General features: G+C 50.5%; 15 protein-coding genes. 13 read left to right on the plus strand and 2 right to left on the minus strand.

Annotated elements, in window-relative coordinates:
* Window positions 1–2: 2 nt before the first annotated feature.
* From ACL02P_RS19065 to ACL02P_RS19120, 12 genes are all read left to right on the plus strand, one after another.
* Window positions 3–959 (plus strand): ABC transporter permease, encoded by a 957-nt coding sequence (locus ACL02P_RS19065; protein WP_260071830.1) that lies wholly within the window; start codon window positions 3–5, stop codon window positions 957–959.
* Window positions 960–975: 16 nt separating this feature from the next.
* Entirely contained in the window at window positions 976–1863 is an 888-nt protein-coding gene (locus tag ACL02P_RS19070; protein WP_339300965.1) for a carbohydrate ABC transporter permease, read from the plus strand.
* A 78-nt stretch (window positions 1864–1941) separates the two neighbouring features.
* On the plus strand, window positions 1942–3585 hold the full coding sequence (locus ACL02P_RS19075) for a sugar ABC transporter substrate-binding protein (protein ID WP_412837864.1): 1644 nt from the start codon (window positions 1942–1944) through the stop codon (window positions 3583–3585).
* A gap of 34 nt (window positions 3586–3619) precedes the next feature.
* Window positions 3620–4966, plus strand: coding sequence for a glycoside hydrolase family 30 protein (locus tag ACL02P_RS19080; RefSeq protein ID WP_412837865.1), 1347 nt, complete (start codon window positions 3620–3622; stop codon window positions 4964–4966).
* Between the two features lie 335 nt (window positions 4967–5301).
* Complete coding sequence (locus ACL02P_RS19085; protein WP_260071833.1) at window positions 5302–6351, plus strand: sugar-binding transcriptional regulator; 1050 nt, start codon at window positions 5302–5304, stop codon at window positions 6349–6351.
* Between the two features lie 70 nt (window positions 6352–6421).
* On the plus strand, window positions 6422–7432 hold the full coding sequence (gap, locus tag ACL02P_RS19090; RefSeq protein WP_009224974.1) for a type I glyceraldehyde-3-phosphate dehydrogenase: 1011 nt from the start codon (window positions 6422–6424) through the stop codon (window positions 7430–7432).
* Window positions 7433–7650: 218 nt separating this feature from the next.
* Window positions 7651–8832 (plus strand): phosphoglycerate kinase, encoded by a 1182-nt coding sequence (locus tag ACL02P_RS19095; RefSeq protein WP_412837866.1) that lies wholly within the window; start codon window positions 7651–7653, stop codon window positions 8830–8832.
* A gap of 92 nt (window positions 8833–8924) precedes the next feature.
* Complete coding sequence (gene tpiA / locus ACL02P_RS19100) at window positions 8925–9677, plus strand: triose-phosphate isomerase (protein ID WP_260071835.1); 753 nt, start codon at window positions 8925–8927, stop codon at window positions 9675–9677.
* Window positions 9678–11225 carry a 2,3-bisphosphoglycerate-independent phosphoglycerate mutase gene (gene gpmI, locus ACL02P_RS19105; RefSeq protein ID WP_009224971.1) on the plus strand — a complete coding sequence of 516 codons (1548 nt, stop codon included), beginning with the start codon at window positions 9678–9680 and terminating at the stop codon, window positions 11223–11225.
* 53 nt (window positions 11226–11278) lie between these two features.
* Window positions 11279–12571: a phosphopyruvate hydratase gene (gene eno / locus ACL02P_RS19110; RefSeq protein WP_009224970.1), complete on the plus strand. Its 1293-nt coding sequence runs from the start codon at window positions 11279–11281 to the stop codon at window positions 12569–12571.
* A 210-nt stretch (window positions 12572–12781) separates the two neighbouring features.
* Window positions 12782–13015 carry a preprotein translocase subunit SecG gene (secG, locus tag ACL02P_RS19115; protein WP_009224969.1) on the plus strand — a complete coding sequence of 78 codons (234 nt, stop codon included), beginning with the start codon at window positions 12782–12784 and terminating at the stop codon, window positions 13013–13015.
* Between the two features lie 200 nt (window positions 13016–13215).
* Window positions 13216–13374: a hypothetical protein gene (locus ACL02P_RS19120; RefSeq protein ID WP_323078546.1), complete on the plus strand. Its 159-nt coding sequence runs from the start codon at window positions 13216–13218 to the stop codon at window positions 13372–13374.
* Between the two features lie 265 nt (window positions 13375–13639).
* On the opposite strand, the gene ACL02P_RS19125 is transcribed toward ACL02P_RS19120, so the two are convergent.
* Window positions 13640–14545, minus strand: a complete 906-nt coding sequence (locus ACL02P_RS19125; RefSeq protein ID WP_412837867.1) for a transposase — start codon at window positions 14543–14545, stop codon at window positions 13640–13642.
* A gap of 619 nt (window positions 14546–15164) precedes the next feature.
* Between ACL02P_RS19125 and ACL02P_RS19130 the strand changes: the two genes are divergently transcribed.
* Window positions 15165–15737, plus strand: coding sequence for a GNAT family N-acetyltransferase (locus tag ACL02P_RS19130; protein WP_009224966.1), 573 nt, complete (start codon window positions 15165–15167; stop codon window positions 15735–15737).
* Window positions 15738–15791: 54 nt separating this feature from the next.
* Here the strand turns inward: ACL02P_RS19130 and ACL02P_RS19135 are convergent, their stop codons facing one another.
* Complete coding sequence (locus tag ACL02P_RS19135) at window positions 15792–17432, minus strand: methyl-accepting chemotaxis protein (RefSeq protein ID WP_412837868.1); 1641 nt, start codon at window positions 17430–17432, stop codon at window positions 15792–15794.
* Window positions 17433–17524: the final 92 nt, after the last annotated feature.

The following is a 17524-nucleotide window of genomic DNA, read 5'->3' on the forward strand; positions in this document are numbered from 1 at the left end:
AAATGGCGAAGTCAGCTGCGTCAGCCAAAAAGCCGATGGGATTAAGAATGAAGCAGTTCTTTATCGATTTCGGCAGGCAGTGGGAAATCCAGTCAATGATCTGGCCGGGCATCATTTTTATGATTATTTTTTGCTACATTCCCATCTACGGACTTACGATCGCTTTCAAAAATTATACGGTCATCGATACGTTAAGCTCCGCTCCATGGGTAGGTTTGGACAACTTCAAAATTATCGCCACCGACAAATACTTCTGGGAATCCGTGGTGAATACGCTGGGGATCAGCTTCCTGAAGCTGGCCATCGGCTTTGTGATCCCGATTATTCTCGCGATTATGATCTATGAGGTCGGGTTGGGCCGGTTTAAAAAAATCGTGCAGACGATCTCGTACCTGCCGCACTTTTTGTCCTGGATCGTGCTCGGCGGGATGCTCATCACCTGGTTCTCGACCACCGGGATGTTCAACCAGATGCTGCTGGACTTGGGCTTGATCTCGAAGCCTCAGAACATTCTGCTTGATCCGGGCAAGTATTGGTGGATCGCGGTGCTGTCGGATGTTTGGAAAGAGGCGGGCTGGGGAACGATCCTGTACCTCGCCATCATGGCCAAGATCGACCCGACTTATTATGAAGCCGCGAAGATCGACGGGGCGAGCCGGCTCCGGCAAATTTGGAACATCACGCTGCCCAACATGCGGATGATTATTAGCTTGAACCTGATTCTGACCATCAGCGGTCTGCTGGGTTCCAACCTGGACCAGACCTTGGTGCTGATGAATTCCCAGAACCGCGAAAAGGCCGAGGTCATCAACTCCTACGTATACCGGATGGGGATGACGCAGGGGGACTTCTCCTACGCGACTGCCGTCGGACTTGGGGTTTCGGTTGTATCGGTCATTTTGTTGGTGCTGGCGAATAAGGTGACCAGCAAACTCAACGATAATCAATCTGTCCTGTAAGGAAGGAGCAGCAGCCATGAATCGAAAGGTGCTCAAACAGGATCTCGACAGCAGAATCTTTGATACGGTGAATGCTGTGATCCTGATCTTATTTACGATCATTATTGTGATTCCACTCTGGAATGTCATCGTTTCTTCCTTCAGTTCGGGACGAGCTCTTGCCGAAGGAGGGTTTGTCTTCTGGCCTAAAGAGTTTTCTCTGGAGAACTACCAGGCGGTGTTTCGGGACGATACGATTTGGCAGTCGTTCCTGATCTCCGTCCTCAAGACAGTCATCGGCGTTGTGACCCACGTCTTCTTCTGCGCGATGATTGGCTACGGTCTCAGCAAGAACAATGTACGCGGCCGCAAGCTGTACGTGACGATGGGCGTCATTACGATGTTCTTCTCGGGCGGTATGATCCCGACGTACTTACTGATTAAATCCCTGGGGCTGCTGAACAGCTTCTGGGTGTATATCATTCCGGCTTTGTTCAGTTATTACGATGTCGTGATCTTGATGAATTTCTTCCGCAATGTGCCGGATTCCCTGGAGGAATCGGCCAAGATTGACGGTGCCGGCGACTGGAGAATCTTCTTGAAGATCTTTATCCCGTTATCGATGCCGGCCTTGGCTACCATCGCTTTGTTCAACGGGGTAAGTCAATGGAATGACTTTATGACAACCAAGTTGTACATCACAGATGAATACCTGTACCCGCTGCAAATGAAGCTGTACGAAATCATCGTACAGTCCCAGACCCAATCGATGCAGAACATCGCGGGTTCCGTCGTCATTGAAACGACAACCAAAGGAGTTCAACTCGCAACAATTGTGATTACGACTTTGCCGATTGTTGTGATTTATCCATTGTTACAAAGATACTTCATCTCGGGCATGATGCTGGGGGCGGTGAAGGAGTAACGCATCCGCATGAAACGCTAGGCTTGATGTGCGAGTTGGACTAGCTGTGCTTCTTACAAAAAAAGGAGGGTACAACGAATGCTTAAGTTGAACAAAAGTCTTGCAAGAAAAGGGATGACCGCATGCGCTGCACTGCTCACCGCTGCGCTGATCGTTACCGGCTGCGGCGGCTCCGGCGGCGGTTCGAAGGCCGCAACAGAGGTATCCTTGGAAGATCGGTATACCTTGGACCCGAACACGCCGGCATGGAAGCTGGACAAGAAAGAAGAGCCAACCCAGCTGACCTGGTACGTGAACGCCGATTGGTGGAATACCGATTTCGGCAATGATGTGGTCACGAAGAAGATCAAGGAAGATTTGAATATTGATATCAAATTTATTACCGGCGACGATACCAAGCTGAATACGTTTTTTGCCGGAAGCGACATGCCGGACTTGATTACCGTGTTCGATTCCAATTCGGCCGTTGTGCAGAAGGCTTCTTCCTGGGCCTTGCCGCTGAACGAGCTGGCGGAGAAATACGACCCTTATTTCAACAAAGTCGCCGCGCAAGATACGCTCAACTGGTTTAAGCAAGCGGACGGCAACACGTACGGTTACCCGAACTACTCCAACACGCAGGCCGATTATGACAGCGGTAACATTCCAGCGAAGACGGCTTTTGTGATCCGCAAAGACGTGTACGAAGCGCTGGGTCAGCCTAAGATCGGTACGCCTGAGGAATTCAAAAATGTGATGCAGCAGATTAAAACCCAATTCCCAGATCTGATTCCGTTTGGATTTAACTCAATTGGCGAGGGGACGGGCTCCTTGGGGGATGTGTTCCAAGACTTCCTCGGAGTTCCGCTGGAAACGGAGAACGGCGAGTTCTACAACCGTAATTTGGACGAGGATTATCTGACTTGGCTCAAGACGTTAAATGAAGTGCATAGAGTTGGCAATATCAGCGACGACAGCTTTGCCGATGACGGCCCTGCTTTTGAAGAGAAAGTGAAAGCCGGCAAATACGCCACGATATTGCTGGACGGAACGCCGCAGCAAGGCGGCAACCTGCAAATCTTCGCCACCGCTCATCCGGATCAAGCCTACCTGGCAATCGATGGACCGCAAAGCACGGTGGGCAATACGCCTAAGCTGAACCAGTCCGGGATTACCGGCTGGATGATCAGCTTTATCACGAAGCAATGCAAGGACCCGGCGAAGGCGATCCAAATTTTCACGTACCTGTTGGATGAAGAAGGGCAAATGCTGATGAACTACGGCATCGAAGGCGAGACCTACACGAAGAATGCGGACGGTACGGTTCAATTTACGCCGGAAGTGAAAGAACTGCAGCAGAAGGATGCCGATAAATTCAAGAAGGAATACCGCTTGGGCGAATTCATGTTCTTTGGCCATGACCGTCACAAAGCGCTCAGCGCCGATGCTTTCCCGGATTCCATCAAGCAAATGCAAGAGTGGGGCAAAGGAAAGCTGTACCCTCACTTCGTCCTTGAAAATATCAACCCGGATGCCGGATCTCCGGAAGCTCGCTCTTTGACGGCGATTAACACCACTTGGAACACGACGCTGGTCAGCTTGATCCGCGCCAAGAGCGACGAAGAATTCGAGAGCACGCTCAACAATTACAAGAAGTTCCTTGAGGACAACGGTTGGGATAAAATCGTGCAAATCCGTACGGAGAAAATGAAAGCCAATAAAGAAAAACTCGGCCTCCAGTAAACCGTGGCCATTAATCGAAGTGGAGGGAAACAGCATGCGTGAGCTTGACATTTATTATTCCACTGGAGAAAAATCACTCTTCGTCCGTACAACGGAGGAACAGCTGAGGCCGGCGGATTCCGATGCCGGGGATGTCGAGGTCCGATTAGACGAAAGCGTCAACTATCAGACGATGGATGGGTTTGGAGCGTCTTTTACCGATTCGGCCGCCTATCTGATTCATCAGGTGCTTCCTGAAGAGCAGCGTTCTTCCTTGATGAAGAAGCTGTTTGACCCGGAGGAGGGAATTGGCTTATCCGTGCTGCGCAACCCGATGGGGGCCTCGGATTATGCCCGGTTCTTCTATAGCTACAACGATTTGCCCGAAGGTGAGTCCGATCCGGAAATGCAGCGGTTCTCGATTCGTCACGACGAAGTCGATGTCATTCCGCTCTTAAAAGAAGCGCTGGCCTTAAATCCGTCCATCAAGCTGTTTGGCTCCCCCTGGAGCGCACCGGGATGGATGAAAACCAGCGGTTCAATGATCGGCGGGGAACTGAAGAAGGAGTATTACGAAGCTTACGCGAACTACTTTGTCCGTTATATCGAGTCTTACGCCAAGCACGGTTTATCCATATATGCGGTGACGCCGCAGAACGAACCGCTTTATGTGCCGGGACATTATCCGGGGATGCTGATGACGGCTGAGATGCAGACCGATTTCGTGAAAAATTATCTGAAGCCGGCTTTTGTGAAGCATGGCTTGTCCACGAAGATTTTGGCGTATGACCATAACTGGGATCGGCCGGATTATCCGCTGACTGTGCTGAAGGAAGTGGCCGAAGCGGTCGACGGAGTAGCGTGGCACTGGTATGGAGGGGTAGCCTCGGCGCAAAGCCAAGTGAAGGAGGCCTTCCCGGGCAAAGAGGTTCATTTTACCGAAGGCTCTGGCGGGGAATGGATTCCGGCGTTTGAACCGGCGTTCTCCAATGTTATGCGGACGGGAATCGAGATATTGCGAAATCACAGCCAATCATTGGTGCTCTGGAATATGGCTTTGGATGAGCAAAATGGTCCGACTGTACCAGGCTTTGGCCGCAGCACCTGCCGCGGGATCGTGACAGTGAACCAGCAGACCCGCGAGCTCGAGTATACGCTGGACTACTATGCACTGGCCCATTTCAGCAAAGTGATCCGTCCGAAGGCCGTAAGAATCGCCGCCGAGTCGGGACAGCCTTCGATACGTTCCGTCGCGTTCCGCAATACGGACGATTCGATTGGGGTCGTATTGTTTAATGACGGCGAGCAGGCCTCTGATGTTCGCTTGCGTCTCCGGGGAACCGAGCTGCCGAGTTTCCGGATGGAATCAAAAAGCGCTTTGTCGATCCGACTGACCAATTGAGAAATTGAGAAACGAGGAATAAGTAGACGAGGCTCTCCCTATGCGGGAGGGTCTTTTTTTCTATGAAAACAACCGATCTGCTTTGCCGCCATCCGCAATTTTGCTGAGACACAGCAGGCCTATTTTCGACAACTCTCTGATCCAAATGTCAGGATCTTACGGGATTCTTTGTGCCTAGGGGTATAACTGCTCGGAAGAAAGTAAATGATACGGACGTCAGGCTTGCAACTAAGGAGATTATTGAGTAAAATAACAGTGGGACTTAAAAAGTTATCCCGGGACATTTTAAGGCCAGGAGATGGAGAGAGAAGACGAAGCTTGCAGGAGTGGAAAGCATGCGAAACATATTAGAGATTCAAAAGCAGCTTCTTCCTGATCTCATGGACATTCTCAAGAAAAGGTACACCATACTTCACCAGATCATGTTGTCTGATGTCATTGGCCGTAGAACCTTGGCGAATTCGCTGGACATGACGGAGCGTGTGTTGCGTGCCGAAACAGATCTCCTGAAGGCCCAGGGCCTGATCGAAATCGAGAATATAGGCATGAGAATCAGCGACGCGGGACGGCGATTGCTTGAGGATTTGGAGCCGGTCGTCAAAGAATTGTTTGGCCTCTCCAACTTGGAGGAGACGATCCGTCAGCATTATGGGCTGCGCAAAGTAGTGATTGTACCTGGAGATTGCGAGGCCTCCCCGCTGGTGAAGCGGGAACTGGGGCGAGCAGGTGCCAAAGCGCTGCTTAGTGTAATGCGCGGGGATGAGGTGGTCGCGGTAACCGGCGGCACTACGCTGGCGGAAGTCGCGGATCAGCTGAATCCGCCGCCTAACGTCACGATGAAGCAGAGCTGGTTCGTACCGGCACGCGGGGGTCTTGGCGAGAGCCTGGAAATCCAAGCGAACACGATTGCTTCCGGTATGGCGAAGCGCGTGGGTGCGGGTTATCGTTTGCTGCATGTCCCCGATCTGTTGGGGAAGGAAGCTTACGAGTCGTTGGTACACGATCCGAATATCCAGGATATCGTGGACATGATCCGTCAGGCGCGTATCGTAGTGCACGGGGTCGGAGACGCTATGGAGATGGCGCGCCGGCGCAAGCTGGAGCCAAGCATGGTCGAAGAAATCCGAAGAGAAGGCGCGCTCGCGGAATCATTTGGATATTACTTTAATGAAGACGGCGTCGTCGTGCACAAAATGCTGACCCTGGGCCTGCGTCTCGAGGATATCATGCGAACCGAGACGGTGATCGGCATCGCGGGCGGCAAGAGCAAAGCAAGAGCGATCCATGCCGTATTGCGGTTTGGCCAAGAGGATATCCTAGTGACCGACGAAGCGGCGGCACAAGAGATCGTAAATGAGTTGATCAACGGCTCCGGGAATAAATAGGTTTACTCATGACGGGTTTTATCGGGCCTGTCTTGAATAATAAAAAATCAAACACTGGGAGGAACTATCAATGAGTGTAAAAGTAGGGATTAACGGTTTTGGACGTATTGGACGCCTGGCTTTCCGCCGCATTCAAAACGTTGAAGGGATCGAAGTCGTAGCAATCAATGACCTGACAGATGCAAAAATGTTGGCTCATTTGTTGAAATATGATACAACTCAAGGCCGCTTCGAAGGCGACATCGAAGTACATGATGGATTCTTCAAAGTAAACGGCAAAGAAGTTAAAGTTCTGGCTAACCGCAACCCTGAAGAATTGCCTTGGGGCGAGCTTGGCGTTGACATCGTTCTGGAGTGCACAGGCTTCTTCACAACGAAAGAAAAAGCTGAGCTTCACCTGAAAGGCGGCGCGAAGAAAGTTGTTATCTCCGCTCCAGCTACCGGCGACATGAAAACCATCGTTTACAACGTAAACCATGAAATCCTCGACGGTACGGAAACGGTAATCTCCGGTGCTTCTTGTACGACGAACTGCTTGGCTCCAATGGCTAAAGCGCTGAATGACAAATTCGGTATCGTTCAAGGCTTGATGACAACCATCCACGCTTATACTGGCGACCAAAACACGCTGGATGCTCCGCATGCGAAAGGTGACTTCCGTCGTGCTCGCGCAGCTGCTGAAAACATCGTTCCTAACACCACTGGTGCTGCAAAAGCAATCGGCTTGGTTATCCCTGAACTGCAAGGCAAATTGGACGGCGCTGCACAACGCGTACCTGTTCCAACTGGTTCCTTGACTGAGCTGGTATCCGTTCTGAAAACGAAAGTAACTGCTGACGAAGTTAACGCTGCAATGAAAGCTGCTGCTGACCCAGAAACTTTCGGTTACACCGAAGACGAAATCGTATCTTCGGATATCAAAGGGATGACTTTCGGTTCCCTGTTCGATGCAACTCAAACGAAAGTATTGACTGTCGGCGACCAACAACTGGTTAAAACGGTAGCTTGGTATGACAACGAAATGTCCTACACAGCTCAATTGGTTCGTACGCTGGAATACTTCGCGAAAAAAGTAAAATAATCCAGTTACCATACTAGAGATTCATCCCAAAGAGGAGCAACCTGTTCAGGACTCCTCTTTGGTTCTTGCATGTAATACGGCATTCACACACACCCAAAAATAAGTTATAGATAGAGATTCGTTTCATTGCGTTTATTTAGGAGAGGAACCAAGACAAAGCCGTAGATGCGCATTTTGGTCTGGGAGACCCGCGCATACCGTTTAGGAGGAACGTGGAGATGAACAAGAAAAGTGTACGTGATGTGGAAGTCACCGGCAAACGCGTATTTGTCCGTGTAGATTTCAATGTACCGATGCAAGATGGTCAAATTACTGACGATACCCGGATTCGCGAAACGCTGCCAACGATCAAATACTTGGTTGAACAAGGCGCGAAGGTGATTCTTGCGAGCCACTTGGGCCGTCCCAAAGGGCAAGTGAATGAAGATATGCGGCTTACGCTGCCGGCAAAACGCTTGAGCGAGCTGCTTGGCAAAGAAGTAACAAAAGTCGATGAAGCTGTTGGGGAAGCAGTTAAAGCGAAAGTCAATGCGATGAACAATGGCGACGTCCTGGTACTTGAAAACGTACGTTTCTACCCAGGCGAAGAGAAGAACGATCCAGAACTCGCAAAACAATTCGCTGAGCTGGCTGACCTGTTCGTCAACGACGCATTTGGCGCTGCACACCGCGCGCACGCTTCGACCGAAGGGATCGCTCATTATCTGCCAGCCGTATCCGGTTTGTTGATGGAGAAAGAATTGTCCGTTCTTGGCAAAGCGTTGTCGAACCCGGACCGTCCTTTCACCGCAATTATCGGCGGCTCGAAGGTAAAAGACAAAATCGACGTCATCGACAACCTGCTGAACATCGCAGACAACGTGTTGATTGGCGGCGGCTTGGCTTATACCTTCTTCAAAGCCCAAGGTTACGAAATCGGCAAATCGCTTCTGGATGAATCCAAACTGGATGTTGCCCTTGGCTTCATTGAGAAAGCGAAGAAGCTGGGTAAAAACTTCATTCTCCCTGTCGACTGCATCGTAGCGGATGACTTCAGCGCAACCGCCAACCACAAAGCCGTGGATATCGACAGCATTCCTGCAGATTGGGAAGGCGTGGACATCGGGCCGAAGACTCGCGCGAAGTATGCTGAAATCATTAAGAACTCCAAGCTGGTTGTATGGAACGGACCGATGGGCGTATTCGAAATCGATATTTTCTCCAACGGGACAAGAGAAGTGGCGGAAGCTTGCGCAACGACGGAAGGCTATACGATTATCGGCGGCGGGGATTCCGCAGCAGCTGCTGAGAAGTTCAATCTGGCTTCCAAAATGGACCACATCTCCACAGGCGGCGGCGCTTCCCTGGAATTCATGGAAGGCAAGGCGCTTCCAGGCGTCGTAGCTCTGAACGACAAGTAAGAAATTAGCTGGATCAAGGTTCAAGAAATGGGCTTTCAGCACCGATGGTCCATTTCTTGAGCTACCTCTATGAAATAAAAGGAGTGGGCTCTGTGAGAACACCTATTATCGCCGGAAACTGGAAAATGTTCAAAACCGTTTCCGAAGCCAAAGCCTTCTTCGAAGCCGTGAAAGGGAAAGCGGAGGTTGCCGGCGTAGAGAGCGTCATTTGCGCGCCGTTCACCAACCTGCCGGCTTTGGTAGAAGCTGCGAAAGGCACGTCGATCAAAATCGGCGCACAAAACATGCATTTTGAAGACGAAGGAGCTTTCACTGGCGAAATCAGCGGTCGCATGCTGAAAGAGCTTGGCGTGGACTATGTGATCATCGGCCATTCCGAGCGCCGGGCGTATTTCGGCGAAACCGACGAAATCGTCAACAAGAAGATCCTGGCTGCCTTCAAACATGGCTTGACCCCGATCCCTTGCGTTGGCGAGAAGCTCGAAGAGCGTGAAGCTGGCCAAACGAAAGAAGTCGTGAAGGTTCAAACCGAAGCGGCTTTGAAAGGTCTGACTGCAGAGCAAGCAGCGCAAGTGGTGATTGCGTACGAACCAATTTGGGCAATTGGTACGGGCAAATCCTCGACCGCACAAGATGCGAACGAAGTAATTTCCTACATCCGCAGCCTGGTTCAGGGGCTTTACGGTGACGACGTAGCGGCGAAAATCCGCATTCAATATGGCGGCAGCGTAAAACCAGAAAACGTGAAGGAGTATATGGGCCAAAGCGACATCGACGGTGCGCTTGTCGGCGGTGCCAGCCTGCAGCCAGAATCGTACATCAAGCTCGTTGAGGGGGCGAAATAAATGACGGCTCCAAGACCAGTAGCTCTGATTATTATGGACGGGTTCGGGCTTCGCGACAAAGTGGAAGGCAACGCGGTTGCCCAAGCGAAGAAGCCGAACTATGACCGTTATTTGAAACAATACCCGAACACTACGCTGACGGCCAGCGGGGAAGCCGTTGGTTTGCCAGAAGGGCAAATGGGGAACTCCGAAGTCGGCCACTTGAACATCGGCGCCGGCCGGATCGTTTACCAAGACTTGACTCGGATCTCCAAATCGATTCGTGAAGGGGAATTCTTCACGAACGAGACGCTGGTGGATGCGGTACGTAGCGCGAAATCGAAGGGTAAAAAGCTGCATCTGTACGGCCTTCTGTCCGACGGCGGCGTTCACAGCCACATCGATCATATGTTTGCGATGCTCGAACTGGCGAAGAAGGAAGATATGCATGAAATTTATGTGCATGCATTCCTGGACGGACGCGATGTAGCTCCGGACAGCGCGAAAGGCTTCCTTGAGCAATTAATCGCTAAGATGAACGAGCTTGGCGTGGGCAAGATTGCCACCGTCCAAGGCCGTTACTATGCGATGGACCGCGACAAACGTTGGGACCGCGTCGAGAAATCGTACCGGGCCATGGTTTATGCGGAAGGTCCCAAATATACCGACCCGATTAAAGCAGTCACGGAATCGTACGAGAAATCGGTCTATGACGAATTCGTGATGCCAACCGTAATCGTGGACGACAAAGGCGAGCCAATCGCACAAGTTGAGAGCGGCGATTCCGTCGTGTTCTTGAACTTCCGTCCAGACCGTGCGATTCAGCTGTCCAACGTATTCACGAATAAAGACTTCCAAGGCTTCGATCGCGGCCCTAAATTCCCGAAAGATCTGCATTTCGTCTGCTTGACGTTGTTTGCAGAAACGGTGAACGGGTACGTTGCGTACAAGCCGAAGGATCTCGACAATACGTTTGGTGAAGTGTTAGCTCAACACGGGAAGAAACAACTGCGGATCGCCGAAACGGAAAAATACCCGCACGTGACATTCTTCTTCAGCGGCGGACGCGATGTTGAGCTTCCAGGCGAAAAGCGCGTGCTCATCAACTCCCCGAAAGTCGCAACTTACGACTTGAAACCGGAAATGAGCGCTTACGAAGTCGCTGAAGCTTGCGTGAAGGAAATCGAATCCGATGAACACGACGCGATCATTCTGAACTTCGCAAACCCGGACATGGTCGGCCACTCCGGTAAAATGGAGCCAACGATCAAAGCGGTTGAAGTGACGGACGAGTGCGTAGGCAAAGTCGTAGACGCCGTTCAAGCCAAAGGCGGAGTGGTTGTCATTATTGCCGACCACGGGAACGCGGATATGGAAATCGACGATGAAGGTCGTCCGTATACAGCGCATACCACGAACCCGGTACCGTTTATCGTAACCGACGAGAACGTGGTGCTTCGCGATAAAGGCATTCTCGCCGACGTAGCTCCGACGCTGCTCGACCTGATGGGCTTGCCGAAGCCGCCGGAAATGACCGGTCAATCGATGATTGCCAGCCGCAAGGCGTAAGAACATAGATTACCATTTGAATGGAATAACTACTTAAAAAGGAGACTGTAACCATGACGATTATTTCTGACGTATACGCTCGCGAAGTCCTGGACTCCCGCGGGAACCCAACGGTTGAAGTTGAAGTTTATCTTGAATCCGGTGCTATGGGCCGCGCCATCGTTCCTTCCGGCGCATCCACGGGTGCGCATGAAGCTGTAGAGCTTCGCGATGACGACAAAACTCGTTACCTAGGCAAAGGCGTACTGAACGCCGTGAAGAACGTTAACGAAATCATCGCTCCTGAAGTGATTGGCATGGACGCGCTGGACCAAGTCGGCATCGACAAATTGATGATCGAGCTGGACGGCACGCCAAACAAAGGCAAACTGGGCGCTAACGCGATCTTGGCCGTTTCCATGGCAGTAGCTCGCGCAGCAGCTGATGCATTGGATCTGCCACTGTACGCTTACCTGGGCGGATTTAACGCGAAGCAGCTTCCAGTTCCGATGATGAACATCGTGAACGGCGGTGCGCATGCGGACAACAATGTAGACGTACAAGAATTCATGATCCTGCCGGTAGGTGCTCCTTCCTTCAGAGAAGCGCTCCGTACAGGTGCTGAAATCTTCCACAACCTGAAATCCGTTCTGAAAGCCAAAGGCTTGAACACGGCTGTAGGCGACGAAGGCGGCTTTGCTCCAAACTTCTCTTCCAACGAAGACGCATTGTCCTCGATCATGGAAGCTATTACGAAAGCTGGCTATACTCCAGGTAAAGACGTATTCCTGGGTATGGACGTTGCTTCCACCGAGTTTTACAAAGACGGTAAATACCATCTGGAAGGCGAAGGCAAATCCTTTACTTCCGCTGAGTTTGTTGACTTGCTCGCTTCTTGGGTTGAAAAATATCCGATCATCACAATCGAAGACGGCTGCGCTGAGGACGATTGGGAAGGTTGGAAACTGCTCACTGAGAAACTGGGCAGCAAGATCCAACTCGTGGGTGACGATTTGTTCGTAACCAACACTGAACGTTTGTATAAAGGTATCAAAGAGGGTATCGGTAACTCGATCCTGATCAAAGTAAACCAAATCGGTACGTTGACCGAAACGTTCGACGCCATCGAAATGGCCAAACGCGCTGGTTACACAGCGGTTGTATCCCACCGTTCCGGCGAATCCGAAGACAGCACGATCGCCGATATCGCTGTGGCAACAAACGCTGGCCAAATCAAAACCGGTGCTCCGTCCCGTACGGACCGTATCGCGAAATACAACCAATTGCTTCGCATCGAAGATCAATTGGCAGACTTGGCTCAATACAACGGCCTGAAATCCTTCTACAACCTGAAAGCTCATCGTTAAGAAGGGCGGCCGTTCAGATCACGGCTTAACTAACGCAAGTCCCCTGCTCGTAAGAAACAGGGGACTTTGTGTATGGTTGGACGGGGTTGTACGCACGAAACGGTTGTTATTTCGGGAACGCTGTGGTACAATAATAATGCTGTTTTTGTATCGTAAACATCAAAGTTATGGAATAGATGAAAGATGTTTCTCACTTAGGAGGTGGATTGAATGGATATTTTGCTTAAGGTATTGCTCGTTATTTTCTCGATCGGCTTGATCGCAGTTGTGTTGCTGCAGAAAGGGAAGAGCGCGGGTCTTTCCGGAGCCATCTCCGGGGGTGCTGAACATCTTTTCGGAAAAACAAAAGCTCGCGGCATGGAGCTCGTTCTCGAACGAGTCACGGTTGGCTTGGCGGTTGGCTTCTTCATCTTGTCGATCATCGTGGCCATCGTACTAGACTAAGCAAATCAAATTTGTCAGGCAAGCCCTCGTCTCCTATGGGGAGACGGGGGCTTTTTAGCTTTTACCCGCATTTCGGTACGGCCTCTCCTCGGCAACATAGTGTCTCCTTCCGGCAACATAGTATCTCCGCCCGCCTTTTTTGAGGATTATCCCGTTGCATCAGGTTGTTGTGAAAGTGCAACAGAATCAGAAACAGAAAAGTGAACAGAAATAGGGCAACAGAAACAGAAAGTGAAACAGAAGTAGAAGCAGAAATAGCAACAGAAACAGAAAGTGAAACGGAAGTAGAAACAGAAATAGCAACAGGAACCGAAACCCAAGCACAGTGGGGAAGTAAAATTGTCTGCGAAAAAGGCTAATCGATACGGGCCTATAAGAAAAGTTGCAAAAAATTGATTGGTAAGGATATCACGATCAAGCCGAAGGGTATGGATAAAAGCCGTCTTGGAACGAGTTCAGAGATAACGAATTGTTTGAGAAAAGAAGGGAGCCTTGTTTAGGCTGATTGAGTACAAATGGCACCCATTGTGAAACAAACCACCCACCTACCTGATTACATACACTCCATTAACCCCAAGCTATAGCACCTCATCCTGCCATTTCCCGACCGTTCTAGCACTTCGATTAAGCAGCAGCCGCAATCGCAATGGACTGATTCTGGTGATGGTTGATCAACTCGCGGTAAGGGATAGCTGGAATGGATATGCACATCTGCAGCATGTTCTGGTGCATTTCTTCCTCGGAACCGGACAAACGCAGATGGCGGCGGACGGTGCACTCATTCAAATATGCCTGAAGATGCTTTATTCCTAAGGCGACATATGTACGCTTTAGAGAATTCCATGCCGCTCTTACTTCTTTCCGCAAAGGCAGATACAGCCGATAAGCCAAATGGAACGACTGAACGGTGGAGGTATGGACATCGATATGATCATGGATGAACGCGGCGAGATCATGCCGGTCGGCCCGTTGTCCTCTTTTATGCGAAATCAGCTGGATCTTCACCCGCTCCGGCTCGCCATACTCCGTGACCGTGCAGCCGGCTACAACCGCGGTGGCATAAGGCTGAGCAGCCGGATGATAACGCGACGAATCATACGCATACTGATCGCAGTTTACCTTCACGTCTCCAGAGAGCAGTTCCCGGGCATCGCATTCGCCGAGGGTATGACGGATTTTGTGCAGCATGAGCCAAGCGGTCTTGTAGGTAACTTCAATGACCTGACTCAACCGCAGCGCCGAGATGCCGTCGGGAAGCAGGAACAACTCGATGGCTCGAAACCACTTCACAAGGGGCAGATGGGTTCTTTCAAAAATCGTGCCGACCAAAGGAGAGGCTTGATAGCTGCATCTTCCACATTCAATTAAAGGAAGGCGACGGGAGGACAGACGGGTGCACTCGGTATAAGCGCAGCGCGGACAAAAGAAACCGTCAGGCCACTTCATAGCGATGATCGCCTCGATGCAGTCCGCCTCACTTTGAAAACGGCTGCTGATAGGGTGAAGATCCGTATTCATATTTAATTCCATGCCCGATCCCTCCGCTTCAAACGAAACTAAAATCAAATATACGCACATATATTCTTGTTTTCCTTATTATACCAAACATACGTTCCTATTACAAGAATTAAATTCCATTTTTAACCTAATTATTTTGCTTTGGATGATCAGCAAAAAAATGAGGATGGAAACCTCTTAAAATCCCCATCTGAACGAAAGGGATAATCAGGTAAAGAGGGGAGGAAGGTATAAAGGTGGGAAGGGTGGAACGACGGTAGGATGGAGCGGAAGTAAGATGGAGCAAAGGTAAGATAGAGCAAAGGTAAGATAGAGCAAATAGATAGAGCGGTGGAAAGTGTAGAAGGATAACGGTGGAACGATGGAACGGCGAAAAGCGGAGGTACAGAGGGGTATCTATAACGTTCAAGAGAAAGGACCTCAACGACGAAATTTAAGTACCCGAAAGATGCCGTTCTGTAAATGGGCGGCGATGCGGTGAGACGATCTTGGGTCTGAGTTCTGAAAGAGAATTGTAACAATATTGAAAGGAATTTTTTAGTAATAAATGTTAGATTATGTAGGATTTTCGTGGTTTGTGAGGGGTAAAAATATTACAATTTTGGTACATGCAATGAGAGGAGGAAGGAATTTGTACAAGCCGGTGGAAACGCTGGAGGAAGGAACCTTGTTCCACTCGATTTGGATGGAGGCCTGGATGGAAAAAGGCTTTGAGCCGGAATTTGCTGAGAACGTCTTAGGTCGTTGCCTCGTATATGACGAGGCGGGGGTGCCGGTGGGAACGGTGGAGTTTAAACCCTATGTCCCGCACTCGGACGAGCCCTTGAACCGATTGGCGCCGTTTGACGATCATCCGGCCATCATGTGCTCTGGGCCAGGGGAGATCGCCGAGGTGGATAAAGTCGCTCTGCTGAAGAGATACCGCGGCCGCAACCTGAACCGGTTGCTCGCAACGATCGTCCTGTTTGCAGAGCAGAACGGGATTCGCCATTACGTCACCTTGCTTGAGCCCACCTTGTTCCGGGCGCTTCGTATCTCTTTTCATGTTCCGATGACCCAAGTTGGGGAACGCCAATTCTATAAAGGAGACGACGTTATACCGGCCATTATTCATGCGGCAGAGTTCTATGAGCATCCGGAGCGTTATGATTGGTATTTGGAAACGATCAAGTCCTTAAGTCTGGACACGGTTTTATCTACATAATGCAATAAAGGGAAAGGCTTGCCTCAGGCAAGCCTTTTTTTGTGTGATTCTTTGCTAGCCGACTGAGACAGGCTCTTTGGTAGGTTCCGCCGGAACGGAAGTCTCTTGATCTTGAATCGTCTTCGCTTCCGGGTTGGTCGAACTCGAAGAAGGTTCGTGTGATTCTGAAGTGGACCCGGACGACACCGTTGCTGGTTGAGGAGTGATGTCCTGCGTCGTATCCCCTGCGGCCGTCGCCGATAGGGTGAGAATCAAGTTGTCGAGATCTTGATAGTGTCTCACGATCTCGTGAATTTTGCTGTCCTGCGCTTCGATGCCCGCCAGAATTTGCTGCGCGGCGCTCATGTTGTGCTCGGTGCTCTCAGCTAGCTCCATAATTTCTGTCATAATGCTGGTGTACTGGTCCTGCATCTGCCGTACCGAGCGATCGACTTCGCCAGAGTGCTCATTCACCGTGCGGGCATTGTCAGACACTTTGCCCATGTAGCTTTGGACTTCTTGGGCTTCTTCCTGCCCGGAATGAACCGCAGTGGAGCCAAGTGTGATCTGTTCAGCAACGTTGTTGATTTGCTCAATGACGTCCGCCAGAATATCGTTAATCCGCTGGGTGGCCTGCTGTGAGTTCTCGGCAAGCTTGCGGATTTCCGAGGAGACCACGGCGAAGCCTTTGCCATGCTCTCCGGCATGAGCGGCTTCAATTGCGGCATTCATCGCCAGCAGGTTTGTTTGCGCAGAGATACCATGGATCGTATCGACAATTTGGCTGACTTGCTCATTTTGGTCCCGAAGCTTCTGCATTTGGGTGACGGTGTCGGTAATGATTTGCTGCAAATGTTGAATATGTACGGATAAGGCGTTCATCTTCGCTCCGGCGGCTTCTGTATTATGCAGCATGTCTGATGACAGCTCTTGAAGCCGGGCTGAGATCTCGGCTGTCACCTCTACGGCTCCGCCAACCTCCTGCACCGATTGGGTTGTAGATTGCAGCCCCAGCGTCTGCCGTTCCAAGGTCGAGGAGACGCTGCCAAAGGTCGTCGTAATTTCTTTGGAGATGGACCCCGTGACGGTTACGTTCTCCCGCAACTGAGTGCTTAGACGTCCCAGCACGTCCAGTGAAGCTTGCAGTTTCGAAAGCAGCTCGTCACTGCGGCGTTTTGCCTCCATCGTATCCTGCTGCTGAGATAATACATCCTTCTGCAGACGTTCGCTGAACCGGGCAGCAAAAGCTAAAGCAACTGTCAGAAATGCCAGGAACAGCAGCAGATAGCTCAACGACTCGCGGGGGAATAATTTATCGTGGTAGAAGGGAACGTTGAAGAAATAAATCGTGATCCCCATCCCCAATAAGCCAGATAGAATGATCGGCTTGTAGTTCGAATACAACGTCATGATGCCGATAGATACGTAGACGAGCAAATACGTGCTGACGATCGGATCGGGATCATGATAGATCAGCAGAAAAGTCAACAATGAGGTGATCACGGGAATGACAAACATGACGTAGCGGGTTCCTTTGTTGGCGTAAGTCATGTAGGTTGCGATGGAGCAACAAATTCCGCCGACGATGATCAAGGTATATAGAACTTTGCTGTCCACCTGGATCATGATGTCGGTCAGGACGCCAAGGGCGACCATTCCCCATATAATTTTGACGAATAATTTATTACGTCGTTGCAGAATTCGATAATTCTCCATACCCTCTCCCTCTCCTAATTCATGGAATTCCTACTTTATAATGTCGGTTATTTTTTCATAAAATGAAGGCTTTTTCATGAAAATCAAGTGAT

This window comes from Paenibacillus sp. MB22_1, from assembly GCF_047200555.1.
Classification (GTDB): domain Bacteria; phylum Bacillota; class Bacilli; order Paenibacillales; family Paenibacillaceae; genus Fontibacillus; species Fontibacillus phoenicis.